The organism is Kerstersia gyiorum, from assembly GCF_048595715.1.
GTDB classification, from domain to species: Bacteria; Pseudomonadota; Gammaproteobacteria; order Burkholderiales; family Burkholderiaceae_B; genus Kerstersia; species Kerstersia gyiorum.
The window spans coordinates 2,247,067-2,272,657 of sequence record NZ_CP169556.1; the positions used below are offsets into that span (position 1 = coordinate 2,247,067).

The following is a 25,591-nucleotide window of genomic DNA, read 5'->3' on the forward strand; positions in this document are numbered from 1 at the left end:
AGTCTCAACTAAACGCGCTCCTTGGATGGCCTTCATGTCTCTCTCCCCGCTATCGCAAGAACTGCAAGACGCCGCAGCCCAACTGGATCAATCTTCGTACGCTGCGCTGGCCCGCATGACGGGCGGGCTGTCGCCGGCTTCGATGCTGTTGGCGGCGTATGACTGGGGCCTGCATCTGGCCATGTCGCCAGGCAAGCAGTTGAGCCTGGGCGCACTGGCGGCGCGGCAGTATTCGGACCTGCTCTGCACGCTGCCGCAAATGGCCGGGGTTTGCGAGACATCCCAAGCTCCGCAGGACCGCCGGTTCGCCGCGCCCGCGTGGCAGGAATGGCCGTTTTCGTTCTGGCAAAAGCTTTTCCTGGCGCAGCAACAGTGGTGGCATGAGGCCACCACCGGTATTCGCGGGGTCAGCAAGCATCACGAGAACGTCGTCGCCTTCGCCGCGCGCCAGTGGCTGGATGTGTTCTCGCCCGGCAACCAGTTGCTGACCAATCCCGTCGTGCAGCAACAGACACGCGACCAGGGCGGCGCCAACCTTTATCGCGGCATGATGCACCTGCTCGACGATATCGCCCGCCTGCGCAGCGATGAACCGCCTGAGGGCGCGGAAAACTATATTCCCGGCAAGCAGGTGGCCGCCACGCCAGGCAAGGTCGTACTGCGCAATCAGCTGATGGAGTTGATCCAGTATTCGCCCGCAACACCCAAGGTCTATGCCGAGCCAGTGCTGATCGTTCCGGCCTGGATCATGAAGTACTACATCCTGGATTTGTCGCAGGACAACTCGCTTATCAAGTATCTGGTCGACCAGGGCCATACCGTTTTCTGCATTTCCTGGAAGAATCCTGGCGTCGCCGAACGTGATCTCGGCATGGATGATTATCTGCAGAGCGGTATTTTTGCCGCCCTGGCTGCCGTCAACACCATCGTGCCCAAGCAGCGCGTGCACGCCGTGGGTTACTGCCTGGGCGGCACCCTGCTGGCCATTGCCGCCGCAGCGATGGCACGCGACAAAGATGAGCGCCTGGCCACCATGACGCTGTTTGCCGCCCAGACAGACTTCAGCGAGCCGGGCGAGCTGAGCCTGTTCATCGACGAAAGCCAGGTCAATATGCTGGAAGCGCAGATGCGCGAGACGGGCTACCTCAAGGGCAGCCAGATGGCCGGCGCGTTCCAGATGCTGCGCTCCTACGACCTGCTGTGGTCGAAGATGGTCAATGACTACCTGCTGGGCGACCGCCGTGGCCTGAACGACCTGATGGCCTGGAACGCTGACGCCACCCGCATGCCCGCGCGCATGCACGGCGAATACCTGCGCCGCCTTTTCCTCGACAATGACCTGGCGCATGGCCGCTACCCGGTCGGCAACCGGCCGGTCGCAATCAGCGACATCTCCCTGCCGATTTTCGCAGTCGGCACGGTGACCGACCACGTGGCGCCATGGAAATCCGTCTATAAGCTGCACCATCTCACCACGACCGAAATCACCTTCGTGCTGACCAGTGGCGGACACAATGCCGGCATTGTGTCGCCTCCCGGACATCCGCGCCGCCATTACCAGATCGCGACTCATGCCCACGATGCCCCCTACCAGTCTCCGGATGACTGGCAGGCCAGCGCCCCGCGCCAGGAAAGCTCCTGGTGGCCGGCCTGGGAGCAGTGGCTTGCCCGCCATTCCAGCTCACAGCAGGTCAATCCGCCAGCAATGGGCGCCACCAAGGCCGGCTACCGCCCGCTGGAAGCTGCGCCCGGCCAGTATGTCCTGGAGAAGTAGGATGCGTTCAGCCAACCTTGCCGGCAAAAAAGGCCTGGTCGTGGGCATCGCCAACGATCAGAGCATTGCCTGGGGCGCAGCCCGTGCCATGCGCGCCTCGGGTGCCGAGCTGGCCGTGACCTGGTACTCCGACAAATCACTGCCCTATGTCACGCCACTGTTCGATGAAATCGGCGCCACACTGCGCCTGCCGCTGGATGTCAGCGACACCGCGCAACAGCAGGCGCTATTCGACACGCTGCGCGAGCGCTGGGGCCGGCTGGACTTCCTGGTGCATTCGGTTGCCTTCGCCCCCAGGGACGACCTTCACGGCCGGGTGCTGGACAGCTCCGCCGCAGGCTTTGCCCAGGCCATGGATCTTTCCTGCCATTCCTTCATCCGGCTGGCCCGGGATGCCGAGCCGCTGATGGCCCAAGGCGGCAGCATGATGACGATCAGCTACCTGGGCGCCCAGGCTGTCATGCCCGGCTACGGCATCATGGGCCCGGTCAAGGCAGCATTGGAAGCCAGCGTCCGCTATCTCGCCAGCGAACTGGGGCCCCGCGGCATCCGTGTCAATGCCGTCTCTCCCGGGCCGCTGGAAACACGGGCGGCTTCCGGCATCGCGGGTTTCGATTCCTTGATCAAGGACAGTATGGAACGCGCGCCATTGCGGCATACTCTTGATATCGAAGACGCTGGCGCCCTCTGCGCTTTTCTCGCATCGGACGCGGCGCGTGCCATTTCCGGCAGCACGCTGTTCGTAGACAACGCTTTTCACATTCTCAATTGAGTCCGCCCAGCGCGGCTCCGGATCAGAACTCAGCAGGCACTACGCATGAACCCAAAAATCAGGAAATTCATCGTCCCCGTTTTGGTAATCGCCATCGCTGGCGGCGCCTACTACGCCTGGCAGGCATCCCAGAATGCAGGCCCCGGACCGGGCTTCGCCAAGGGCAACGGCCGCATCGAGGCCACGGAAATCGACGTGTCGACCAAGCTGGCCGGCCGGGTTGAATCCATCGCGGTCAATGAAGGCGATTTCGTCACTACCGGGCAACCGCTGGCCGCCATGCAGATAGACGTGCTGGAAGCCCAGCGCGACGAGGCCAAGGCCAACCTGCAGAAGGCCATCAACACCGTGGCCGGCGCCAAGGCCCAGGTGGCAGCCCGCATCAGCGACAAACGTGCTGCCGAAGCTGCCGTGCTGCAACGCGAAAGCGAACACCTGGCTGCGCGCCAACGCCTGAACCGCTCTGAAACGCTGGCCCAGCGTGGCGCGACCTCGCGCCAGGAACTGGACGACGACCGCGCCCGGGTGCGCAGCGCCCAGGCGGCAGTCGAGGCCGCCAAGGCCCAGGTTGCAGCCGCTGATGCCGCCATCGAAGCGGCCCGGGCACAGGTCGTAGGTGCCGAGTCTGCAGTCACCGCCGCCCAGGCTACCATTGCCCGCATCGAAGCGGACATCAAGGACAGCCAATTGATCGCTCCGCGCGACGGCCGCGTGCAGTACCGCGTGGCACAACCCGGTGAAGTGCTCGGCGCCGGCGGCAAGGTGCTCAATTTTGTCGATTTGTCCGACGTTTACATGACCTTCTTCTTGCCGGCGACCGAAGCCGGCAAGGTGGCCCTCGGCTCCGAAGCACGCATCATCCTCGACGCCGCGCCGCAACTGGTGATCCCGGCATCGGTGTCCTTCGTGGCCAGCACCGCGCAGTTCACGCCCAAAACTGTCGAAACCGCCAGCGAACGCGAAAAGCTGATGTTCCGCGTCAAGGCCCGCATCGACCCGGAACTGCTGCGCAAGCACCTCACGCAAGTCAAGACCGGCCTGCCAGGCGTCACCTGGGTGAAAATCGACAGCAACGCCCAATGGCCTGAATCCCTGCAGGTCCGGCTGCCGGAGTAATCATGCCGCAGCCCTCTCAATCCCCGCAGGACGTCGCCGTCCGGCTGGAAGGCGTCAGCCTGAATTACGGCGAAGTCTCCGCGCTGCGGGACTTCACGCTGGATATTCCTGCCGGCCTCATGATCGGCCTCATCGGCCCAGACGGCGTCGGCAAATCCAGCCTGCTGTCGCTCATTGCTGGCGCCCGCGCAGTTCAGCAAGGTACCGTCGAAGTGCTGGGTGGCGACATGCGCAGCAAGGCGCACCGTGATTCGGTCTGCCCGCGCATCGCCTACATGCCCCAGGGGCTGGGGAAAAACCTCTATCCCACCCTCTCGGTAGAAGAAAACCTGCAGTTCTTTGCACGCTTGTTCGGCCACAATGCCGCCGAACGCCGCCGCCGCATTGATGACCTGACACGCGCCACCGGCCTGCACCCATTCCTGGATCGTCCGGCCGGCAAACTGTCGGGCGGGATGAAGCAGAAGCTCGGGCTGTGCTGCTCGCTGATCCACGACCCCGACCTGCTGATTCTCGACGAACCGACCACCGGGGTCGATCCGCTGGCGCGAGCCCAGTTCTGGGACCTGATCGCACGCATCCGCACCGAGCGCCCCGGCATGAGCGTGCTGGTGGCCACGGCCTACATGGACGAGGCCCAGCGCTTTGACTGGCTAGTCGCCATGGACAGCGGCAAGATTCTGGATACAGGAACGCCCAAGGAGCTGCTACAGCGTACCGGTACCAGCTCGCTGGAAGCAGCCTTCATTGAGCTGCTGCCGGAAGAAAAAAAGCGCGACCACGAAGCCGTCGTGATCACCCCGCTGCAGGACGACGATGACGACGAAATCGCCATCGAGGCCAAGGACCTGACCATGCGCTTCGGCAATTTTGTTGCCGTCGACCATGTCAGCTTCCGCATTCGCCGTGGCGAAATTTTCGGCTTCCTTGGTTCCAACGGTTGCGGCAAATCCACCACCATGAAGATGCTGACCGGCCTGCTGCCGGCCAGCGAAGGCCAGGCCTGGTTGTTCGGCAAGGAAATTGCCGCCAACGATATCGAAACGCGCCGCCGCGTCGGTTACATGTCGCAGGCCTTCTCGCTCTATGGCGAATTGACCGTACGCCAGAACCTGGTGTTGCACGCACGGCTGTTTTCCGTCCCGGAAGCCGATATCCCGGCCCGCGTCGAGGAAAGCGCGGAGCGCTTCGCACTGCAGGACGTCATGGAAACCCTGCCCGAGCAACTGCCGCTGGGCGTGCGCCAGCGCCTGTCGCTGGCCGTCGCCATGGTGCACAAGCCGGAACTGCTGATCCTCGACGAACCGACCTCGGGCGTGGACCCGGTGGCGCGCGACAATTTCTGGCGCCTGATGATAGAACTGGCACGCCGCGATCGCGTGACCATTTTCATCTCCACCCACTTCATGAACGAAGCCGAGCGCTGTGACCGCATGTCGCTGATGCACGCCGGCAAGGTGCTGGTCAGCGATACGCCGGCAGAACTGGTACGCAAGCGCGGCTCGGCCAATCTCGAAGAAGCGTTTATTTCGTACCTGGTCGAGGCCATCGAACAGAACGATCCGGCCCAGGCCAAGGCAGACGCCGCCGCCGAAAAGGACGCCAAGGCGGCGCAGGCCGGTGACGCCGCGCCCGCGCTGGTCGCCAGCGGTGCACCCGATACCGCACACCCGCCACAGAAGCACCAGGCGTTCAGCGTCAACCGCATGTTCAGCTACATGTGGCGCGAAATGCTGGAGCTGCAGCGCGACCCGCTGCGCGCCACGCTGGCGCTGCTGGGTTCCCTCATCCTCATGTTCGTGATCGGCTTCGGAATCAGCATGGACGTCGAGGACCTGAAATTCGCCGTCCTGGACCATGACCAGTCCGGGCTGAGCCAGAACTACGCCCTCAACCTATCGGGCTCACGCTACTTCGTCGAACAACCGCCATTGCGCGACTATGAAGACGTGGACAAGCGCCTGCGCAGCGGCGAACTGGCCCTGGCAATCGAAATCCCCCCGGGCTTCGCCCGCGACGTCAGTCGCGGCAATTCCGTGGAGATAGGCGTTTGGGTCAACGGCGCCATGCCCTCACGGGCAGAAACGGTCAAGGGCTACGTGCAGGGCATGCACATGACCTGGCTGCAGCAACAAGCCAAGGAACGCCTGGGCATCAACTACGCCAACGCGGCATCGGTGGAAACCCGCTTCCGCTACAACCCGGACGTCAAGAGCCTGGTCGCCATGGTGCCCGCAGTGATTCCCCTGCTGCTCCTGATGCTGCCCGCCATGCTGACTGCACTGTCGGTCGTACGTGAAAAGGAGCTGGGTTCCATCATCAATCTTTACGTCACGCCTGTCACCCGCGCGGAGTTCCTGCTCGGCAAGCAGATTCCCTATGTAGTGCTGGCCATGATCAGCTTCGTGCTGATGGTGATTTTCTCCATCGTGGTCTTCGACGTGCCGGTCAAGGGCAGCTTCCTGTCGCTGACGCTGGCCGCACTGATCTACTGCACGGCCGCGACCGGCTTCGGCCTGCTGGCCTCGACCTTCACTCGCAGCCAGATCGCCGCCATGTTCTTCACCATCATCGGCACCCTGATACCGGCCATTCAGTTCGCCGGCCTGATCAACCCGGTGTCGTCGCTGGAAGGCTCCGGGCGCATCATCGGTGAACTGCATCCGGCCAGCTATATGCTGACCATCAGCCGCGGCATTTTCAACAAGGCGCTTTACATCTCAGACCTGCGGCCCGAGTTCTGGGCCATGGCCGTGTCCGTGCCCATCATTCTGGGCCTGGCCATCGCCCTGCTGAACAAACAGGAGCGCTGAAGGAAACCACATGCAAGGGCTGAAAAATATATTCCGGTTGGGCGTCAAGGAGCTCTGGAGCCTGGCGCGCGATCCGATCATGCTGGTGCTGATCGTCTACACCTTCACCGTGTCGGTCTACTCTGCCGCCACCTCCATGCCGGAGAACCTCAACCACGCCTCCATCGCCGTTGTGGATGAAGATGATTCCCCATTGTCGGCACGCATTGCGTCAGCCTTCTACCCGCCGCAATTCACAGCGCCGGACATGATAGGACCGCAACAGATGGACGCCGCGCTGGACTCCGGGCAATACACCTTCGTCCTGGACATTCCGCCCAACTTCCAGCGTGATGTCCTGGCGGGCCTCAACCCCGAAGTACAGCTGAATGTCGATGCAACCCGCGTCAGCCAGGCCTTCACCGGCAGCAGCTATATCCAGCAAATCGTGCTGGCCGAGGTCAACGAGTTCCTACAGCGCTATCGCGGCGCCCAGGTCGCTCCGGTGGAGCTCGCGATGCGCATGCGCTTCAACCCGAGCCTCACACCGTCCTGGTTCGGCGCGCTGATGCAGATCATCAACAACGTCACCATGCTGTCCATCATCCTGACGGGTGCGGCGCTGATACGCGAGCGCGAGCATGGCACGGTGGAACACCTGCTGGTCATGCCCGTCACGCCCACGCAGATCATGCTGGCCAAGGTCTGGTCCATGGGACTGGTCGTGCTGGTGGCGGCTTCGCTTTCGCTGTTGTTGGTCGTCATGCAGTTGCTGAAGGTACCGGTGGAAGGGTCGGTACTGCTCTTCATTGCCGGCACCGCGCTGCACCTGTTCGCCACCACGTCCATGGGGATTTTCTTCGCCACTCTGGCGCGCAGCATGCCGCAGTTCGGCCTGCTGCTGATCCTGGCGCTGCTACCGCTGCAATTGCTTTCCGGCTCGATGACGCCACGTGAAAGCATGCCGCAGTTCGTGCAGGACATCATGTACTTCGCGCCCAACACCCACTATGTGGAACTGAGCCAGGCCATCCTGTTCCGGGGCGCCGGCCTGGATGTGGTCTGGCAGCCGTTCCTGGTGCTCTTCCTGATCGGTTGCGCACTGTTCGGGTTTTCGCTCAGCCGCTTCCGGAAAACCATTACCCGCATGGCCTGATACCGTCCCGTCTGTCTCTGCCCGAAGGTTTGCGGGCAGGCAGAAATGCAATACAGTGTTGATATAAGGATTATCCGAACTCTCGCCTGCCCGGCCCCAACACCGGCAGGTGTGCAGTCCGGATACCGGCGGTGCACCCAGGCTGGCTGGCCGGGATGCGCCACCACCATACCGGGGCAACTTCGGCACCGTATGGACAATGCTCTGCTTGACCTCGGCCAGCAGGCCGGGGCTTGCGCTTTGGCGCGTGGTCATTTTTCTGTTATGTCTCAATGAGGTCGAATCATGAGTGACGTTGCAATTCTCGCCGCATCCCGCACCGCCATCGGCGCCTTCCAGGGCGCCCTGGGCCATACCCCTGCCCATGAGCTCGGTGCAACGGTCATCCGGCACCTGCTCGCCAAGACCGGCATCCCTGCCGAAGCCATCGACGAAGTGATCCTCGGCCAGGTGCTCGCAGCCGGTTCGGGCCAGAACCCGGCACGCCAGTCCAGCATCCATGCCGGCCTGCCCGTCGAAACGCCCGCGCTGACCATCAACAAGGTGTGTGGCTCCGGCCTCAAGGCCGTGCACCTGGCCGCCCAGGCCATCCGCAGCGGCGACGCCGACCTGATCATCGCCGGCGGCCAGGAAAACATGAGCCTGTCGCCCTATGTGCTGCCCAAGGCGCGTACCGGCCTGCGCATGGGGCACGCCCAGCTGCTCGACAGCATGATCCAGGACGGCCTGTGGGACGCCTTCAATGACTACCACATGGGCATCACGGCGGAAAACCTGGTCGAGCGCTATGGCCTGACGCGTGAAGAGCTGGACCAGTTCTCCTACGAATCGCAGCAGAAAGCCGGCGCCGCCATCAAGGCCGGCCGCTTCAAGGACGAAATCGCTCCGGTCGAAATCCCGCAACGCAAGGGCGACCCCGTACGCATCGAAACCGATGAGCAGCCGCGCCCGGACACCAGCCTGGAAACGCTGGCCCGCCTGCGCCCTGCTTTCAAGAAAGACGGCACTGTCACCGCCGGCAATGCATCCACGCTGAACGACGGCGCCGCCGCCCTGTTGCTGGCCAGCGCCGAAAAAGCCAAGGAACTGGGCCTGCCCGTGCTGGGCTGGATCAAGTCCTACGCCAGTGCCGGAGTCGATCCCTCCGTCATGGGCCTGGGCCCGGTCCCGGCCACGCGCAAGACGCTGGAAAAGGCTGGCTGGAAACTGGAGGACCTCGACCTGATCGAAGCCAATGAAGCCTTTGCAGCACAATCGCTGGCCGTTGCCCGTGAACTGCAATGGGACAACAGCAAGGTCAACGTCAATGGCGGCGCCATTGCACTGGGCCACCCCATCGGCGCGTCGGGTGCGCGCATCCTGGTATCGCTGGTTCATGAAATGAACCGCCGCGATGCCAAGAAGGGCCTGGCCACCTTGTGCATCGGTGGCGGCCAGGGCGTGGCTATCGCCATTGAACGCTGATCCTGCCCTTTTGCTGGCCGCCGCATAGACACTATCCGGCGCGCCAGCCTGCCCTCTGCATCCGGTCGGTGCAAGGCAGTCGGCTCACGCCCCGGCGCCCGGACGCAAGTTTCCGGGCGCCGGGGCGTTTTTTATCGCAGGACCGCCCCAAGACCAATACGTCCCCGGGGGGCAGCGAGCCGAAGGCGCAGCGTGGGGAGAGCCTTTTTTATCGCAGGGCCGCCCCCCAAGCTCCCCCTGGGCTGCAAGTGCACTGCATCCCAGGGATCAGATAAGTGTCCAACTTCCGGCGTGCCGTTCAAACGTGAGGGCTCTTTTTTTCCTGAACTGGCGCAAGTACGGATACTGGCTGCAGACGGGCACGAGACCCGCAGGCCCACCGGAGCTTTAAACTGGCCAATGGCCGAATGCTAGAATCGCGGCCATCGCCAGGGATCGCTTCGTCTCTCTCGTTCCTAAAAATCTGCGGCAGCAAGCAGCGCTGGTGCCGTCTTGCGGGCTGGCCTGCAGCCCGGGCATCTGCCGACCTGAACGCCCCAAGCATCAACGCTGCTGCCTGCCTACCGTTATTTCCGATGACCAGCACGCCTCCCTCCTCCAGCCACTCTGATGCCTCGCGGCCGCCGCGCACGGCTCTGATCGCCTTGCTGGTCGCCGCCGTGATGTTCATGGAAAACCTGGACGGCACCATCATCGTGACGGCGCTCCCGCAGATGGCGCTCAGTTTCGGGGTTTCCGCCGTCGACCTGAATCTCGGTGTCAGCGCCTACCTCCTGACACTCGCCGTCTGTATTCCGCCCAGCGGCTGGCTGGCCGGCAGGCTGGGTGCACGCCGGGTATTCTGCTGCGCCATCGTTCTGTTCACCCTGGCCTCGCTGCTGTGCGCGCAAGCCGACAGCCTGCCGGAATTCGTCGCGATGCGCGTGCTGCAAGGCATGGGCGGCGCCCTCATGGTGCCGGTGGGACGGCTGGTCGTGCTCAGCCACACACCGAAGCAGCAACTGATTGCGGCCATCTCCATGATTACCTGGCCCGCGCTGATCGCGCCGGTCCTGGGACCGCCTCTTGGCGGCCTGTTCGCCACCTATGCCTCTTGGCGCTGGATTTTCTATATCAATCTACCCATCGGGCTGCTGGCCCTGCTGGCCGCCTGGCTGCTGATTCCCGGCATGCGCGCAGACCAGCCCCGCCCCTTTGATCTCATCGGCTTCCTGGGCAGCGGCCTGGCCTTGCTCGGGCTGCTTTATGGCATGGAACTGGCCGGTCTGGGCGCAGGAACCAGCGCTATCCTCGCCTATCTGGCTGGCGGTGCGCTACTGCTGGCGATCACGGTGCGCCATTTGCTGCACACCCGGCATCCGCTGGTCGATCTCGCCCCACTGCGTATTCCCACCTATGCAGTATCAGTACGTGGCGGCAGCTGCTTTCGCCTGGCCATCAATGCCTTGCCCTTCATCCTGCCGCTGATGTTCCAGCTGGGATTCGGCCTGAGCGCCGTGGAAGCAGGCATGCTGGTGCTGGCAGTATTTGCGGGTAACCTGTCCATGAAACTGTTCACGACGCGCCTGCTGCATCGGCATGGATTCAAACGCATCCTGGCCATCAATGGCATCCTGAACGTGCTCGCCTTGCTGGCCTGCGCGATGCTGACCCCTGCCACCCCCACGTTCGTGATCGTCGCCGTGCTGTTCGTCAGCGGCCTGTGCCGTTCCATGCAGTTCACGGCCATCAACACCCTGGCCTTTGCCGATGTGCCGGCGCCACAGATGGCGGCTGCCAATACCCTGGCCAGCACCATCCAGCAGATGGCGTTGGGCCTGGGTATCGCCTTTGGCGCAATCTGCATCCGCCTGGGCGAATGGTTGCAAAGCCGCCTGGCGCCTCAATTCCCGGCCTGGGAGCACGTCCCCGCACTGAGCTACCGCTTTGCGCTGGTGTGTGTCGCGCTGATCGCCGTCCTGGGAGTCGTCGATGTCATGCGCATGGCCGCCAGCAGCGGCGAACACTTGCGCCGCGCTCCAGGCGCCTGAGCCTATGCGGCCAGATGGCCGTATTGCCGGACAGCCTCACGGCCTTCACCCGGCAGCATGGGTCCAGGACCGGCTGCCAGCAGTTCGCCAAGCCATCAACGGAAAGCTTTTTCCTTGAGCGTCTTGAGTGCGTCGCGGGCAGCGGCCGCCTGCTCGAACTCCAGATTGCGGGCGTGTTCCAGCATCGCCTTTTCCAGGCGGCGGATTTCCTGCGCCAGGCTTTTTTCATCCTGGGGAATGCCGGTCATATCATAGGCAGGCGCGACGTCCAGTTCCTTGCTCGGCGCTACCACGCCGTCGATCAGTTCGCGCACCGCCTTGTGCACACCGCGCGGCTGTATGCCATGCTCGGCGTTATAGGCCACCTGGCGCGCCCGGCGGCGCTCTGTCTCGCCAATGGCGCGATGCATGGAGTCCGTCACCCGGTCGGCGTACAGGATGGCCTTGCCGTTCAGGTTGCGCGCCGCCCGGCCGATGGTCTGGATCAAGCTGCGCTCGGACCGCAGGAAACCTTCCTTGTCCGCATCCAGAATCGCCACCAACGACACTTCCGGAATATCCAGCCCTTCACGCAGCAGGTTGATGCCGACCAGCACGTCGAACACCCCCAGGCGCAGGTCCCGGATGATTTCCACCCGTTCGACCGTATCTATGTCCGAGTGGAGATAGCGTACCTTGACGCCGTTTTCCGTCAGGTACTCGGTCAGTTCCTCGGACATGCGCTTGGTCAGCGTGGTCACCAGGACGCGATCCCCCTGGTCCACGCGCAAGCGGATTTCCCCCAGCAGGTCGTCCACCTGCGTGATGGCCGGCCGCACCTCGACCACCGGGTCCACCAGGCCGGTGGGGCGTACCACCTGCTCGACCACGTTGTCCGACGACCCGTTCTCGTAGGGGCCGGGCGTGGCGGAAACGAAGATGCACTGGCGCATGCGCGCCTCGAACTCATCCATTTTCAACGGGCGGTTGTCCAGCGCCGAAGGCAGCCGGAAACCGTAGGTCACCAGCGTTTCCTTGCGTGAACGGTCACCCCGGTACATCCCGCCCAGCTGCCCCATCATGACGTGGCTTTCGTCGATGAACATCATGGCATCTGCTGGCAGGTAGTCGATCAGCGTCGGCGGGGGATCGCCGGGCGCTGCACCGGACAAATGCCTGGAGTAGTTTTCGATCCCTTTGCAAAAGCCCAGCTCCTGCAGCATTTCCAGGTCGAAACGGGTGCGCTGTTCCAACCGCTGCGCCTCGACCAGCTTGCCATCCGCGACAAACAGCGCCAGGCGTTCCTTCAGTTCCTGCTTGATGGTTTCTATGGCTCGCAACACCGTTTCACGCGGCGTCACGTAATGCGACCCAGGGTAGACTGTAAAGCGCGGAATTTTCTGACGCACGCGCCCGGTCAGCGGATCGAACAGTTCCAGCGTTTCGACTTCGTCGTCAAACATGCTGACGCGCACGGCGAGCTCCGCGCTTTCCGCCGGAAAGATGTCTATCGTGTCGCCACGCACACGGAACACGCCCCGCGTGAATTCGGCGTCGTTGCGCGTGTACTGCATCGCCACCAGACGCTCCAGCACTTCACGGCGGCCAATGCGATCGCCAGTGCGCAGGATCAGCACCATTGCATGGTAATCGCCCGGATTACCAATACCGTAGATACACGACACCGTGCCAACAATCACCGTATCACGGCGCTCCAGCAGGCTTTTGGTCGCCGACAGGCGCATCTGCTCGATGTGCTCGTTGATCGCCGAGTCTTTCTCGATGAAGAGATCCCGGGACGGCACATAGGCTTCGGGCTGGTAGTAATCGTAATAGGAAACGAAATACTCGACCGCATTGCGCGGGAAAAACTCGCGCATTTCCGCATACAGCTGGGCCGCCAGCGTTTTGTTGGGGGCCAGCACCAATGCGGGCCGCCCCAGGCGGGCGATGACATTGGCCATGGTGTAGGTCTTGCCGGAGCCCGTCACACCCAGCAAAGTCTGGCGCATCAAGCCGTCGTTGGCGCCTTCGACCAGCGCCTCGATGGCGTTCGGCTGGTCGCCGGCCGGCGGATAGGGCTGGTGCAACAGGAACGGGCTACCGGGAAAACGCTGGAACACGCCCTCACCGCCGTGGGTCATCCCGCTGCTTTCATTGCCCTCACCATCGGGCCGCGTTGAAAAATCATCGGAAGAGGCCGCTGTGCTCATGCTAGACTTTTAAGTCGGGGAAAGCTCTACATTATCCCTGTCACGCATCACTGCGTCCATCTTCTCTACTCTCCCTTCCATCATGAGTTCACTTTTCGCATCCGTCGAAGTCGCACCGCGCGACCCAATCCTGGGTCTGAACGAACAGTTCGCAGCGGACACCCGTCCCAACAAGGCCAATCTTGGCGTTGGTGTGTATTACGACGACAAGGGCCGCCTGCCCCTGCTCAACTGCGTCAAGCAAGCCGAGGAAGCGCTGACCGCCAAGGCTGCCGCACGCGGCTACCTGCCCATCGACGGCCTGAGCGACTACAACAGCGGTGTACAGAAGCTGCTGTTTGGCCAAGATTCCCCGCTGCTGACATCCGGCCGCCTGGTCACGGTACAAGCCCTGGGCGGCACCGGTGCCCTCAAGGTCGGCGCCGATTTCCTGAAGGAATTGCTGCCTGACGCGCAAGTCGCCATCAGCGATCCCAGCTGGGAAAACCACCGCGCGCTGTTCACCCGCGCCGGCTTCCCTGTCGTGACCTACCGCTACTATGATCCGGCCACGCATGGCCTGGACTTCGAAGGCATGAAGGCCAGCCTGCGTGCCCTGCCGGCCCGCACCATCGTCGTGCTGCACGCGTGCTGCCACAATCCGACCGGTGTGGACCCCTCGCTGGCTCAATGGGACGAAATCGCCGAAATCGTCAAGGAAAAGAACCTGGTTCCCTTCCTCGACATCGCCTACCAGGGCTTTGGCGACGGTCTGGAGCAAGACGGCGCAGTCGTTCGCCTGTTTGCCGACAAGGGCCTGACGCTGTTCATCAGCTCTTCGTTCTCGAAATCGTTCTCGCTGTACGGCGAGCGCGTCGGCGCGCTGACCATGGTTGCCGCCAACAGCGACGAAGCCAAGGCCGTGCTGAGCCAGATCAAGCGCGTCATCCGCACCAACTACTCCAACCCACCCACGCATGGTGGCCGCGTCGTCGCTACCGTTCTGGGCGACTCCAAACTGTTTGCTGAGTGGGAACAGGAACTGACCGGCATGCGTGACCGCATCCGTGCCATGCGCGCCCAGCTCGTGGAAAAGCTGGCTGCGGCCGGCGTGCCCGGTGACTTCAGCTTCGTCAAGGCACAACGCGGCATGTTCTCCTATTCCGGCCTGACGGCCGACCAGGTCGAAAAGCTGCGCGTGGACCACGGCATCTACGCCGTGGGTAGCGGCCGCATCTGCGTTGCCGCCCTGAACAGCGGCAACATCGACGCCGTGGCCAACGCCATCGCTGCCGTCATCAAGGGTTGATCACCGCCCTCTCTACCGCCTGACGCATCGCCAGGTGCACCCGGGCGATAGAGAGAATGCGCCCTTCGAGGCCGATGCCGCACGGCATCGGCCTCAGCCTGATGGCAGGCGCTCGCGAAAGCGGCGGGCCGAAAAGGTCCATATCAAGCGTGCGGCATCCGGTCCATCCGGGTCGCTGAATGCCTGCGCGGCAGCACCGCCGCTCCAGGCGTGCCCCAAGCCCTGGACCAGCGCCAACGTCGCCACTAATCTCCCTGCACTTCTGTAATCCGTCATGCTCATGGCCCGGCGCTTGCCGCGCTGCACCTCACGCGGCTTGTCTGCATGCGCCCCTGCCATCCCTGCCCACAGGCCGACAGCCGCCTGTGCATTATTGGCCGACACCACCGCATCCAGGCTGCCCTGGATCGCCAGCAAGGCAGGCCAGGCCTCCGTTGTGTCCATGAGCGTCATGTCCGGCGGTTCGTCCGGGGCCAGTTGGCCGCGCATGGCACGCGCAGCCGACCGGCTGGAATCCGCCCATCCCGGCGCAATGCCCGAATGCATCGCAAGTGCAGCAAAACGCGCGGGATAGCGCACTGCCAGTAGGGCCGCCATACTGGCGCCGGCAGACAGCCCGGCGACCGCGACGCGGCTGCTGTCCGCGCCATGCAGCAAGCAAACCTGGTCTATCGCGCTCATGATCAGGGCCGCCTCTCCCTGGGCTCGCCCCGTACGGGTATCGAACCAGTTCCAACAACCCTGCATATTCGACAGGCGATCCTGCTCGGGGTACAGCACCAGGAAGCGCTCCCTTGCCGCGACCCGGTTCATTCTCGTGCTGGCCGCAAAAGACTGCGCATTCTGTCCGCAACCATGCAGCATGACCATCAAGGGCAGCCGCTCACCGGCGTGCGCGCCTGGCGGCCGGTATAGCTGGAAGCGGCGCATACCCGCCGGGCCGACCGCTATTCCCGAGATCCAGTCACCCGCACCTCCGGGCGCCTTGAATCCCGCCGTTACCGGCTGCCAGGCCTGGCGCGCTGCCTTTTCGCCGTTTTTCACGACCTGGCGAGTAAAAGCCGCCAGATTCCTGGAAATTATCTTGGCCAATGCCGGTTGGCGCCGTTGCCTGGCCATTCAGCCTCCGACTGCCGGCATGATTGAGCATCCTTGCCGGCCGCCCGGCAGAACGCTAGTACCTGCCAAAGCACTACAGACCAATGCAGCTGCTGTGTTCATCGTTGTTTCCATGAATGCCACCAACCCCGGATGCTTTCCAGCACGACGCCTTGTGCCGTACTGGCGCGGACCATGCCAGGCAAGCTGAGCGCCGCACACCGGACATGGTTCGGCGGTTTGCACTGGCCGGGAGAACGCTCAAACCAATGGCAGAATGCGTACCCGCAACCGATCATATCGGCGCTGGCCTTCATTCATGCTACAGCCTGTTGCTCTCGCGCTATTCATGGCCATCACGCCCATGCCACCATGCGCCCCCCAATCTACGCCGCCTTGTCACCCTGCCTTGCCATATTGCCTGCCATGCCTGCATGCACTCCCCACCTGTTGCGGTGCAATTGACAACGGCGTTACCCCTGGCCGGCTACAGAAGCGTTTCGGCGCAGACCCGGCACTCGCCAGCCGAAGTTCATACCCGCCACCGCCAGCAGGATAGCCAGCGCCCCCGCCCATTGCAGCAGGCCCAACCGATGGTCGAAGACCCAGGCATCTACCATGACCGTCATGACAGGATAGATGAATGACAGCGCCCCCACCAAGGCAGTGGATATTTTCTGGATGGCGCCATACAGCAAGGTGGACATGAAACCCGTATGGACAAAACCCAGCATGAGCAACAACCCCCAGGTACCGGCCGCATTGCTCCCGTGCGGAACGGCGGCAACAGGCCAGAGCAATAGCAAGCCAGTACCCATCTGTATCAGTACGATCAAGTGCGGCGGCACATCGCGCAGGCGCTTCGTGATCGCCGCCGCCACCGCGTAGAAGAACGCAGCGGCCAGTGCCAGCCCGATTCCGGCCAGATAGGCCTGCGAATCGCCTTGCGCATGCTGGCCGCCGGCGACGATCAGCAACACACCGCAGAACGCCAGTGCCAGCCAGGCCAATTGGCGCAGCCTCAGCGACTCGCCAAAGAAAATTGCCCCCAGCGCCACCAGCATGAATGGCTGGGTATGGTAGGTAATCGTGGCCAGCGCGATGGATGAATAGGAATAGGCCGAAAAAAGGCAATACCAGTTGGCCACCAGCGCCACGCCCCCCAGCGCGGCCAGCGCCGCCTGGCCCCGGCCGGGCCAGGCACCTCGCAGCAGTCCCAGGACGATACAGGCCAGCAACATGGCCAGGCCGCCGAATGCGCAACGCCAGAACACCACTGTCATGACCGGCATGTCGGTTTCCAGTACCAACCAGCCTATCGTGCCGGAAATCACCATGGCCACGATCATTTCCACCACGCCGCTTGTCCGCCTATCCATCTCTTTTCCATGTATCGGCATGTCTGCAGCACCTCTCCAGTCTAGGGTCTGCCAGACCACCGTTCTATAAATAAAACAAGTGGACGATATAATGGACAAATATTCCAAGTTCGTCAAACTGAACAAACGTTCTGTAAAATGAACAAAAAGAGACTCCTCCAAGCCCGACAGGCCAGCCTGCCCATGCCCGAAAGGCCTCCTCCGGACCAGTCCTGTACAACACGCCGGCGCGGCGCATCACTAATCCAACAGCACGCACGGCAATACGTCATGGTCAAATAGCCTGGCTAGCCCGTTGAACAAGGATTCATGCATGCCTGAAGCGCCATTTTCTTCTCCGATCGCTATTCTTTCCGCTTCGTTGCGACGCGAACGGGAACGCATGGGCCTGTCAGTTTCGGAACTGGCCAAGCGAGCGGGCGTAGCCAAATCCACGCTCTCGCAAATCGAAGCTGGCATCGGCAACCCTGGTCTCGAAACCCTTTGGTCACTCGCCATGGCACTGGAAATCCAGGTAACGCGCCTGATTGCGCCCGCCAGGCCGCCGATACAGGTGCTGCGTGCCGGCGAAGGCATGGCCCTGGCATCGGAACAGGCCAACTATGTGGCAACCCTGCTGGCGGTTTGCCCGGCCGGCATGCAGCGCGATATGTACCGCCTGGTCGCGCAACCGGGCAAGCCCCGGGTGTCCATCCCCCACCCGTCCGGCACTGCCGAGCATGTTGTCATCTGTCATGGCCGCGCGCGCGTCGGCCCGCTCAACCAGACCGTGGAACTCGGCCCTGGCGACTACGCCAGCTATCCTGCGGATGAAACCCATATCTTCGAAGCGCTGGTTCCGGACACCAGTGCCGTCATGCTGATGGAACACCCCTGATTCCCGCGGCCACAAAACGCCGCAGGCGGGCGCGGCGTTGGCGCCAGCATGACTTGCCCCAGGTTCCGGGCAATACGCTGATTGCCGCCAGTGCCATTACACAGGGGTATCAAACAGACAACGCACAGGAACTGCTGGCGTATGGAATACAGCCCAGGCCTGGCAGTCAGACACAGGCTTGCGACAGGCTGTCGACGTAACGCGCCGAAAGAGGCTTCAACACCCGGTGCAGCTCACTGAACACCCTCCGTGCGGCAATGCCGCGCCATTCGGCAGGCAACAGCTCCGGCGGCAGCCCCGGGTCCAGGAACGGCAGGCGCCGCCATTGCGTCACCATGGGCACATAGAGCCTGAACGCTTCGCGCAAGACATCCGGGTCTTCACGCACAGAACCCAGCCAGCGCTCGCTTTCCGGCCCGTAGGTTTGTACAAAAGCCTCGTATTCGGCCTCAATGGCAGCCAGGTTCCACCACTGGGCCGCCTTGTCGCGCAAATCGCCAAACCCCACGGGTTCCGCAACGAAAAATTCGACATACGGCCACAGATCATGCTCGCGGATGTAAGCCTCGACCTCGGCCTGCATCCGAGCCGGAGCGATCCCAAGGCCTGGAGCCACATTGCCAAACCCCATGCGCGAGAGGCCCGCCCGTATTTTGTGACGTTTTTTCCGCTCACTTTCCGGCACGGAATAGGAAACCAACAGCCAGGAATCCGCCAAGCGTGCCGTCTGAGGCGAAAAGATACGTTCATCGCCTGCTAGCATATGTGATTCAAGGCCATCGGATAGGGCATAGCCACTGGCACCGCCCACCTTGCGGCTGATCAACACGCCTTTTTTCTTCAGACGGGAAATAGACGAACGCACACTGGCAGGCTCGTAGCCCAGTTCGGACAACAGGCGCACCAGGGCAGCAACAGGAATGGCCTTGCCTGCCGGCCGGCCATAGATACCGAACACCGTGACGACATAGCGATGGTGCGCGGGTTGCTCATGCCCGCCGGGCTCTCGACCCGCGATAATTTCGTCGATAGCGCTGGACACCCCAACTCCTTCCCAAGGTACTGACTCTGGTACCACCTATGCGAGTCCAAGGACGCAGCTGCAGCTCAACCTGCCCGCACCATCCCTCATCCATCATGTAAAAAACCCCAGTCGCCGGATTTTCTCCAGCCACTGGGGCATGCAAGTCACTGCCTCCCGTTGCCGGCCCCCTCTCAGGCGCCCGGCACAGGAACACCTGGACTTTACTGGGCAGCGCCAGGAGCGGCCGGGCCGCCCTGCTGTTCGATGCCGCCGATCGCCTTCACCGACAGGCGCAGACGGCCCTTTTCGTCGGCTTCGATCACCTTAACACGCACTGCCTGACCAACCTTCAGCACATCGTTGATGTTGGCGATACGATAGTTCGCGATCTCGGAAATGTGCAGCAGGCCGTCGCGGCCCGGCAACACCTGAACGATGGCACCGAAATCCAGCAGGCGCAGTACGCTGCCTTCATATACCTGGCCAACTTCCACGTCCGCCGTGATTTCTTCGATGCGGCGCTGGGCTTCCTTCGCGCGATCCAGGTCGGCACTGGAGATGGTGATGCTGCCATCGTCCGAGATGTCGATCTGCGTACCGGTTTCTTCGGTCAGCGCGCGAATGGTGGCGCCGCCCTTGCCGATCACGTCACGGATCTTTTCGGGATTGATCTTGATCTGCAGCATGCGCGGTGCGAAGGTCGACAGCTCCTGGCGCGAACCGCCCAGGGCGTCCTTCATCTTGCCCAGGATATGCAGGCGGCCTTCGCGGGCCTGAGCCAGCGCCACTTGCATGATTTCCTTGGTGATGCCCTGGATCTTGATGTCCATCTGCAGTGCGGTCACACCGTTTTCGGTACCCGCCACCTTGAAGTCCATATCGCCCAGGTGATCTTCGTCGCCCAGGATGTCCGTCAGCACGGCGAACTTGCCGCCGTCCAGGATCAGGCCCATGGCCACGCCAGCCACGTGATCCTTCACGGGCACGCCGGCATCCATCATGGCCAGCGAACCGCCGCAAACCGAAGCCATCGACGAGGAACCATTGGATTCGGTGATTTCCGACACCACACGGATGCTGTACTGGAAGTCTTCATGAGCGGGCAGCAGCGGCACCAGCGAACGCTTCGCCAGGCGGCCATGGCCGATTTCACGACGCTTGGGCACGCCCACGCGGCCCGTTTCGCCGGTCGCGAACGGAGGCATGTTGTAGTGGAACATGAAGCGGTCGCGGTACTCGCCCATCAGCGCGTCGATGATCTGCTCGTCTTGCTTGGTGCCCAGCGTGGCAACCACCAGCGCCTGCGTTTCACCACGGGTGAACAGCGCGCTGCCGTGCGCGCGGGGCAGCACGCCCAGGCGGATGCTGATCGGGCGCACCGTGCGCGTGTCACGGCCGTCGATACGCGGCTCGCCGCTCAGGATCTGCGAACGGACGATACGAGCTTCCAGGTCGAACAGAATGTTTTCGACTTCAACCGTATCGGGCGCAGCAGTCCCTGCCTGTGCAGCCTGTTCGGCCAGCTTGGCATGCACGTCAGCGTACACTTCGCGCAGTTGCGCCGTGCGCGCCTGCTTTTCGCGGATGGAGTAAGCCGCCTTCAGGCCGTTTTCGGCCACGGCAGTCACGGCCGCGATCAGCGCTTCGTTGCGCGGCGCAGCTTGCCAATCCCATTCCGGCTTGCCAGCATCTTCCACCAACTCATGGATGGCATTGATGACGGCCTGCATTTGCTCGTGGCCATAGACCACGCCGCCCAGCATCACTTCTTCGCTGAGCTGCTGTGCTTCGGACTCGACCATCAGCACGGCGTTTTCCGTACCGGCCACGACCAGATCCAGCGCAGACGTCTTGAGCTGGCTGGCAGTCGGGTTCAGCACATAGTTGCCGTCGATGTAACCAACGCGTGCGGCACCAATCGGACCGTTGAACGGAATACCAGAGATGGCCAGCGCGGCAGAAGCGCCGATCATGGCAGCGATGTCCGGGTCGATTTCAGGATTGACCGAAACCGTATGAATGATGACCTGGACGTCGTTGTAGAAACCTTCCGGGAACAGCGGGCGCAGCGGACGGTCGATCAGGCGGGAAGTCAGCGTTTCCTTTTCGGAAGGCTTGCCTTCGCGCTTGAAAAAGCCGCCGGGGATGCGGCCGGCCGCATACGTTTTCTCGATGTAATCGACAGTCAGCGGGAAAAAGTCCTGACCGGCCTTGGCCTTGCGCGCTGCGACAACAGTTGCCAGCACGACGGTGTCTTCGATGGACACCAGCACGGCGCCGGAGGCCTGGCGGGCAATCTCGCCCGTCTCCAGCACCACCGTATGCTGACCGTACTGGAACGACTTGGTCACTTTATTGAACATTGTCTATGAATCCTTACTATTTAAAAAATGCCTTTGCCGCCATGCCCAGCGTCCAGCCTGCCGCCCTCAATGAACGGTGTTGCAGCCATGCGCTTGCCCGACAGTAAAAAAACCGTGGGCGATGCAGCGCACACAGCGTTGCATCGCCCACGGTCGGCATCATGGGGAACCAGCCCCGTTGACTTCGATCACTTGCGCAGACCGAGCTTTTCGATCAGGGCGCGGTAAGCGTCAGGGTTGCGGCCCTTCAGGTAGTCCAGCAGCTTGCGGCGACGGCTGACCATGCGCAGCAGGCCACGACGCGAGTGGTGATCCTTGACGTGTTCCTTGAAGTGGCCCGTCAGCTCGTTGATGCGAGCCGTCAGCAGTGCCACTTGCACTTCGGGGGAACCCGTGTCGCCTTGGGCGCGCTGGAATTGCGAAACGATTTCGGACTTCTTGATATCTGCTACAGACATGATTTATTCCTCTCGGACATGCGCCAGGACCGAGGTGCCCTGGCGTGAGCTGAAAAAACGCGCACCCGCCTGATTGTCCGGACTGATACTTTAACCATCAGTCAGACAGCCATTACGGCTGCGCCACACAATTCAATACGTTTCCGTATAGCCGCTGATAATAACCCAGATCCACCCCAACTGTCGCGCAACAATTCGCCCTAGCTGCAAAAAAGCCACCCGCGCTGCCTGAACGCAGGAAAGCCGCAAACAGTGCACAATAGCAATCAACCATTTTCCTTCCAACGCATCACTGATTCTCCCGTGTCATCCATGCCGGGACACCTGCCAGATATGCAAACCAAACGTCTTGCCACTCCTCGCCTTGCCCGTCTCAGCCTGCCGCTGGCGCTCGCCACCCTGCTGCTGGGCGCCTGTTCCACGCCCATGACCTTGCCGGCGGACACCACGCTGGACAGCGCCACCACCACGCTGGGCGCGCCCACCAGCAGTTGCCCGTTAGCCAACGGCGGCCTGCGCGCCGTCTGGTCGCAGCAACCCCAGGGCCAATATGCCTGGGCCATGGACTTCGACGCCGAGGGTCGCCTGACCAAGCGCGAACCGGTCCTCACCAATGAATCGTTCGAACGCCTGCGCACCGGCACCTGGACCCAGCAGGATGTCACCTGCGCCTTCGGCCCCCCTGCCCGCACCGGCTGGGTCGGCCTGCCTTCGCTGCGCGAACAGGTCTGGGGCTACCGCTACCGCGAGAACGGCGTCTGGAATTCCGTGATGTACGTCTTCTTCGGCATGACCGGCGAGAAAGTCACCCGCTTCTACCCTGGCCCGGACCCGCGCTTCGACGACAACGCGCCCTGGAACTACTTCGACTTCTGAGCGCCGCTGCGGCAGGCCTGCCCTGCCCTGACATTCGCATGGAATAAAAAAAAGGGGCGCCATGCCCCTTTTTGCATGCAAGCTTCAAAAGCCTGCTAGCCTTCGCGTCGTCCAGAACTCAGGCGGCGCAGTCGTTGCCAGCGCCATATCCAGATCACCCAGCCCGACAGGCCGTACAGCACGAAAAAGCCGAACAGCGCCACAGGTGGGTCACTGGAAATGAAGACAAAGCCCGCCACGAAGACCGAGATCACCCAGAAAGGCACGCTGCGCCCCACCATGACTGACTTGCCGCTGTAGAACGGCGCATCAGTCACCATGGTGATGCCGGTATAGAGCGTCAGCCCGAAGCTGATCCAGGCCAGGCTTTCCGGCGCGATCGCCAGCTTGTTGTCGACCACCAGCCAGATGAATCCCGCCACCAGGGCGGCAGCCGCAGGGCTGGGCAGCCCCTGGAAGAAACGTTTGTCCACCACGCCGATATTGGCGTTGAAGCGCGCCAGGCGCAACGCCGCACCAGAGACATAGACAAACGCCGCCAGCCAGCCCCAGCGCCCCAGGTCGTGCAACGCCCATTCATACATCACCAGCGCCGGCGCGATGCCGAAGGACGTCATGTCCGACAGCGAATCGTATTGCTCGCCAAACGAGGATTGGGTATTGGTCATGCGGGCCACGCGCCCATCCATGGCGTCGAACACCATGGCAACGAAGATGGCAATGGCAGCGGCCTCGAAGTGGCCCCCCATGGCCTGGACGATGGCATAAAACCCGGCAAACAGATTCGCCGTCGTAAAAGCATTGGGCAACAGGTAAATGCTGCGGTGTCGGTGATCGGCATCACGAAAACGCAGGTTCGGCATAATTCAGGATTTTCCGTTGGTTCAAATGGCCGGATCGGCCAGGACAGGAAGATGTTTCACATTGAGCGCCAGCGCAATGATCTGGCAGCGCATCCCGCTGAAAAAAAGTGCAGGGCAGGCAGATACACAGATGCGTGCAGCCCCCTTCCGCGCGCAAGTGTACTGCCATCGGGGACGCCCGGCGACCAGCACTACCATGCAGGCAAGCCCTCGCAACACCCGGCATCGGACCTGCTGGCATCTGGCAGCGGACCAGGTTTCCACCGTAGCAGGGGCGGGCAACATACGCACCACGCCCGAATCCACGAATGGTCTCGCAGACGAAGATTAACCGAATACGCGCAAGCATGGCGAAACTCGCGCTGCCCCAGCACCGGAAACAACAAGGGCGCAGACCGGTTTCCCGGCCTGCGCCCTTGCCTGACTCGTTCCGCCACGCCCCTGCTCGAGACGTGGCGGCCGTTAGCCTCGGGTAGATCAGTTCTTGCTTTGATCGACCAGCTTGTTCTTGGCGATCCAGGGCATCATGGCGCGCAGCTTGCCACCCACTTCCTCGATTTGCGAGTCGGCGATGATGCGACGGCGGGCCGTCAGCGAAGCAGCGCCGGCCGCGTTTTCCAGGATGAAGCGCTTGGCATAATCACCCGTCTGGATGTCCTTCAGGGCCTGGCGCATGGCTGCGCGCGAACCCTCATTGACCACCTTCGGGCCGGTCTCGTATTCGCCGAATTCAGCGTTGTTCGAGATCGAGTAGTTCATGTTGGCGATGCCGCCTTCGTAGATCAGGTCGACGATCAGCTTCAGTTCGTGCAGGCACTCGAAGTAAGCCATTTCGGGCGCATAACCGGCTTCCACCAGGGTTTCGAAGCCCATGCGGATCAGCTCGACGGTACCGCCGCACAGCACGGCCTGTTCACCGAACAGATCAGTCTCGGTCTCTTCGCGGAAGTTGGTTTCGATGATGCCGGCACGGCCACCGCCGTTGGCGCTGGCGTACGACAGGGCGATGTCACGGGCGGAACCGGAGTGATCCTGGTGCACGGCGATCAGGTGCGGAACGCCGCCACCTTGCGAGTAGGTGCCACGCACCGTGTGGCCCGGCGCCTTGGGCGCAACCATGATGACGTCGATGTCCTTGCGCGGCACGACCTGGCCATAGTGAACGTTGAAGCCATGGGCGAAAGCCAGGGCGGCGCCGGACTGGATGTTGTCAGCCACGGATTCCTTGTAGACCTGGGCGATGTTCTCGTCCGGCAGCAGCATCATGACCACGTCGGCGGCGCGCACGGCCTCAGCCACTTCCTTGACTTCCAGGCCGGCGTTGACGGCCTTGTTCCAGGACGAACCGCCCTTGCGCAGGCCGACCACGACCTTGACGCCCGAGTCATTCAGGTTTTGCGCATGGGCGTGGCCCTGCGAGCCATAACCGATGATCGCGACAGTCTTGCCCTTGATGAGGGACAGATCGGCGTCCTTGTCGTAGAAAACTTTCATGTATATCTCCTGAGGAATTCTTTGGATTGCAATAAATCAATTTGGAACGCGCCCAACCCCCTGGCCAGGCGCGAGGATCAGACTTTCAGTACCCGCTCGCCCCGGCCGATGCCGGAAACGCCGGTCCTGACGGTTTCAAGAATGGCACTGCGGTCCAGCGCATCAATGAACGCCTGGATTTTTTCCTGCACACCGGTCAGCTCGATGGTGTAGCTCTTGTCGGTCACGTCGATAATGCGGCCACGGAAAATGTCGGCCATGCGCTTGACCTCTTCGCGCTCCTTGCCCACCGCGCGCACTTTGATGAGCATCAGCTCACGTTCGATATGCGGGCCTTCATTGAGATCGACGACCTTGACGACGTCGATCAGGCGGTTCAGGTGCTTGGTGATCTGCTCGATCACGGCATCGGAACCAGCCGTTACCAGCGTCAGGCGCGACAGGGTAGGATCTTCGGTCGGCGCCACCGTCAAGGTCTCGATGTTGTAGCCACGGGCGGAAAACAGGCCCACCACGCGCGACAAGGCGCCCGGCTCGTTCTCCATCAGGACGGAAATCACGTGTTTCATATCAGC

The 25,591-nt window shown here is 62.4% G+C and carries 19 protein-coding genes; 10 read left to right on the forward strand and 9 right to left on the reverse strand.

Features of this window, described 5'->3' with window-relative positions; all coding sequences use genetic code 11:
* Positions 1-34 precede the first annotated feature (34 nt).
* The 7 genes from ACEW7X_RS09985 (at position 35) to ACEW7X_RS10015 (ending at position 11,104) form a co-directional block, all read left to right on the forward strand.
* A complete protein-coding gene (locus tag ACEW7X_RS09985; RefSeq protein WP_257740621.1) occupies positions 35-1,774 on the forward strand; it encodes a PHA/PHB synthase family protein in 1,740 nt (579 codons plus the stop codon).
* Between the two features lies 1 nt (position 1,775).
* A complete protein-coding gene (fabI, locus tag ACEW7X_RS09990; RefSeq protein ID WP_130487431.1) occupies positions 1,776-2,546 on the forward strand; it encodes an enoyl-ACP reductase FabI in 771 nt (256 codons plus the stop codon).
* A 45-nt stretch (positions 2,547-2,591) separates the two neighbouring features.
* On the forward strand, positions 2,592-3,662 hold the full coding sequence (locus ACEW7X_RS09995; RefSeq protein WP_068369935.1) for an HlyD family secretion protein: 1,071 nt from the start codon (positions 2,592-2,594) through the stop codon (positions 3,660-3,662).
* Between the two features lie 2 nt (positions 3,663-3,664).
* Positions 3,665-6,475: a ribosome-associated ATPase/putative transporter RbbA gene (rbbA, locus tag ACEW7X_RS10000; RefSeq protein WP_068369938.1), complete on the forward strand. Its 2,811-nt coding sequence runs from the start codon at positions 3,665-3,667 to the stop codon at positions 6,473-6,475.
* Between the two features lie 10 nt (positions 6,476-6,485).
* Positions 6,486-7,610 (forward strand): ABC transporter permease, encoded by a 1,125-nt coding sequence (locus ACEW7X_RS10005; RefSeq protein ID WP_068369941.1) that lies wholly within the window; start codon positions 6,486-6,488, stop codon positions 7,608-7,610.
* A gap of 285 nt (positions 7,611-7,895) precedes the next feature.
* Positions 7,896-9,074 (forward strand): acetyl-CoA C-acetyltransferase, encoded by a 1,179-nt coding sequence (locus tag ACEW7X_RS10010; RefSeq protein ID WP_068369944.1) that lies wholly within the window; start codon positions 7,896-7,898, stop codon positions 9,072-9,074.
* A 575-nt stretch (positions 9,075-9,649) separates the two neighbouring features.
* On the forward strand, positions 9,650-11,104 hold the full coding sequence (locus ACEW7X_RS10015) for an MFS transporter (RefSeq protein WP_420177160.1): 1,455 nt from the start codon (positions 9,650-9,652) through the stop codon (positions 11,102-11,104).
* A gap of 95 nt (positions 11,105-11,199) precedes the next feature.
* Here the strand turns inward: ACEW7X_RS10015 and uvrB are convergent, their stop codons facing one another.
* Positions 11,200-13,227: an excinuclease ABC subunit UvrB gene (gene uvrB, locus ACEW7X_RS10020; RefSeq protein ID WP_420177927.1), complete on the reverse strand. Its 2,028-nt coding sequence runs from the start codon at positions 13,225-13,227 to the stop codon at positions 11,200-11,202.
* A gap of 151 nt (positions 13,228-13,378) precedes the next feature.
* Between uvrB and ACEW7X_RS10025 the strand changes: the two genes are divergently transcribed.
* On the forward strand, positions 13,379-14,584 hold the full coding sequence (locus ACEW7X_RS10025; protein ID WP_068369949.1) for an aromatic amino acid transaminase: 1,206 nt from the start codon (positions 13,379-13,381) through the stop codon (positions 14,582-14,584).
* A 93-nt stretch (positions 14,585-14,677) separates the two neighbouring features.
* On the opposite strand, the gene ACEW7X_RS10030 is transcribed toward ACEW7X_RS10025, so the two are convergent.
* Positions 14,678-15,703 carry an alpha/beta hydrolase family esterase gene (locus ACEW7X_RS10030; RefSeq protein WP_420177161.1) on the reverse strand — a complete coding sequence of 342 codons (1,026 nt, stop codon included), beginning with the start codon at positions 15,701-15,703 and terminating at the stop codon, positions 14,678-14,680.
* Between the two features lie 452 nt (positions 15,704-16,155).
* Positions 16,156-17,061: a DMT family transporter gene (locus tag ACEW7X_RS10035; RefSeq protein ID WP_420177162.1), complete on the reverse strand. Its 906-nt coding sequence runs from the start codon at positions 17,059-17,061 to the stop codon at positions 16,156-16,158.
* A 313-nt stretch (positions 17,062-17,374) separates the two neighbouring features.
* Here ACEW7X_RS10035 and ACEW7X_RS10040 point away from each other — a divergent pair, with 313 nt between their 5' ends.
* Complete coding sequence (locus tag ACEW7X_RS10040) at positions 17,375-17,938, forward strand: XRE family transcriptional regulator (protein WP_339136682.1); 564 nt, start codon at positions 17,375-17,377, stop codon at positions 17,936-17,938.
* 166 nt (positions 17,939-18,104) lie between these two features.
* On the opposite strand, the gene ACEW7X_RS10045 is transcribed toward ACEW7X_RS10040, so the two are convergent.
* From ACEW7X_RS10045 to rpsO, 3 genes are all read right to left on the reverse strand, one after another.
* Entirely contained in the window at positions 18,105-18,980 is an 876-nt protein-coding gene (locus ACEW7X_RS10045; RefSeq protein ID WP_420177163.1) for a PaaX family transcriptional regulator C-terminal domain-containing protein, read from the reverse strand.
* Positions 18,981-19,183: 203 nt separating this feature from the next.
* Positions 19,184-21,325: a polyribonucleotide nucleotidyltransferase gene (pnp, locus tag ACEW7X_RS10050; protein ID WP_068369960.1), complete on the reverse strand. Its 2,142-nt coding sequence runs from the start codon at positions 21,323-21,325 to the stop codon at positions 19,184-19,186.
* Between the two features lie 188 nt (positions 21,326-21,513).
* Positions 21,514-21,783, reverse strand: a complete 270-nt coding sequence (rpsO, locus tag ACEW7X_RS10055) for a 30S ribosomal protein S15 (RefSeq protein ID WP_068369963.1) — start codon at positions 21,781-21,783, stop codon at positions 21,514-21,516.
* A gap of 333 nt (positions 21,784-22,116) precedes the next feature.
* Between rpsO and ACEW7X_RS10060 the strand changes: the two genes are divergently transcribed.
* Positions 22,117-22,659, forward strand: a complete 543-nt coding sequence (locus ACEW7X_RS10060; RefSeq protein WP_068370119.1) for a hypothetical protein — start codon at positions 22,117-22,119, stop codon at positions 22,657-22,659.
* A 95-nt stretch (positions 22,660-22,754) separates the two neighbouring features.
* Here ACEW7X_RS10060 and pssA read toward each other — a convergent pair whose 3' ends face one another.
* From pssA to ilvN, 3 genes are all read right to left on the reverse strand, one after another.
* Positions 22,755-23,522 carry a CDP-diacylglycerol--serine O-phosphatidyltransferase gene (gene pssA / locus ACEW7X_RS10065; RefSeq protein WP_068369966.1) on the reverse strand — a complete coding sequence of 256 codons (768 nt, stop codon included), beginning with the start codon at positions 23,520-23,522 and terminating at the stop codon, positions 22,755-22,757.
* A gap of 477 nt (positions 23,523-23,999) precedes the next feature.
* On the reverse strand, positions 24,000-25,016 hold the full coding sequence (ilvC, locus tag ACEW7X_RS10070; protein WP_068369973.1) for a ketol-acid reductoisomerase: 1,017 nt from the start codon (positions 25,014-25,016) through the stop codon (positions 24,000-24,002).
* Positions 25,017-25,093: 77 nt separating this feature from the next.
* Positions 25,094-25,585, reverse strand: coding sequence for an acetolactate synthase small subunit (gene ilvN, locus ACEW7X_RS10075; protein ID WP_068370122.1), 492 nt, complete (start codon positions 25,583-25,585; stop codon positions 25,094-25,096).
* Positions 25,586-25,591 lie beyond the last annotated feature (6 nt).

What these genes read in the sequence shown, in the direction of transcription:
- ACEW7X_RS09985 (WP_257740621.1), top strand. Translation starts at nt 35, where the DNA reads ATGTCTCTCTCCCCGCTATCGCAAGAACTGCAAGACGCCGCAGCCCAA.
- fabI (WP_130487431.1), top strand. Translation starts at nt 1,776, where the DNA reads ATGCGTTCAGCCAACCTTGCCGGCAAAAAAGGCCTGGTCGTGGGCATC.
- ACEW7X_RS09995 (WP_068369935.1), top strand. Translation starts at nt 2,592, where the DNA reads ATGAACCCAAAAATCAGGAAATTCATCGTCCCCGTTTTGGTAATCGCC.
- rbbA (WP_068369938.1), top strand. Translation starts at nt 3,665, where the DNA reads ATGCCGCAGCCCTCTCAATCCCCGCAGGACGTCGCCGTCCGGCTGGAA.
- ACEW7X_RS10005 (WP_068369941.1), top strand. Translation starts at nt 6,486, where the DNA reads ATGCAAGGGCTGAAAAATATATTCCGGTTGGGCGTCAAGGAGCTCTGG.
- ACEW7X_RS10010 (WP_068369944.1), top strand. Translation starts at nt 7,896, where the DNA reads ATGAGTGACGTTGCAATTCTCGCCGCATCCCGCACCGCCATCGGCGCC.
- ACEW7X_RS10015 (WP_420177160.1), top strand. Translation starts at nt 9,650, where the DNA reads ATGACCAGCACGCCTCCCTCCTCCAGCCACTCTGATGCCTCGCGGCCG.
- uvrB (WP_420177927.1), bottom strand. Translation starts at nt 13,227, where the DNA reads ATGACCCACGGCGGTGAGGGCGTGTTCCAGCGTTTTCCCGGTAGCCCG.
- ACEW7X_RS10025 (WP_068369949.1), top strand. Translation starts at nt 13,379, where the DNA reads ATGAGTTCACTTTTCGCATCCGTCGAAGTCGCACCGCGCGACCCAATC.
- ACEW7X_RS10030 (WP_420177161.1), bottom strand. Translation starts at nt 15,703, where the DNA reads ATGGCCAGGCAACGGCGCCAACCGGCATTGGCCAAGATAATTTCCAGG.
- ACEW7X_RS10035 (WP_420177162.1), bottom strand. Translation starts at nt 17,061, where the DNA reads ATGGATAGGCGGACAAGCGGCGTGGTGGAAATGATCGTGGCCATGGTG.
- ACEW7X_RS10040 (WP_339136682.1), top strand. Translation starts at nt 17,375, where the DNA reads ATGCCTGAAGCGCCATTTTCTTCTCCGATCGCTATTCTTTCCGCTTCG.
- pnp (WP_068369960.1), bottom strand. Translation starts at nt 21,325, where the DNA reads ATGTTCAATAAAGTGACCAAGTCGTTCCAGTACGGTCAGCATACGGTG.
- rpsO (WP_068369963.1), bottom strand. Translation starts at nt 21,783, where the DNA reads ATGTCTGTAGCAGATATCAAGAAGTCCGAAATCGTTTCGCAATTCCAG.
- ACEW7X_RS10060 (WP_068370119.1), top strand. Translation starts at nt 22,117, where the DNA reads ATGCAAACCAAACGTCTTGCCACTCCTCGCCTTGCCCGTCTCAGCCTG.
- pssA (WP_068369966.1), bottom strand. Translation starts at nt 23,522, where the DNA reads ATGCCGAACCTGCGTTTTCGTGATGCCGATCACCGACACCGCAGCATT.
- ilvC (WP_068369973.1), bottom strand. Translation starts at nt 25,016, where the DNA reads ATGAAAGTTTTCTACGACAAGGACGCCGATCTGTCCCTCATCAAGGGC.
- ilvN (WP_068370122.1), bottom strand. Translation starts at nt 25,585, where the DNA reads ATGAAACACGTGATTTCCGTCCTGATGGAGAACGAGCCGGGCGCCTTG.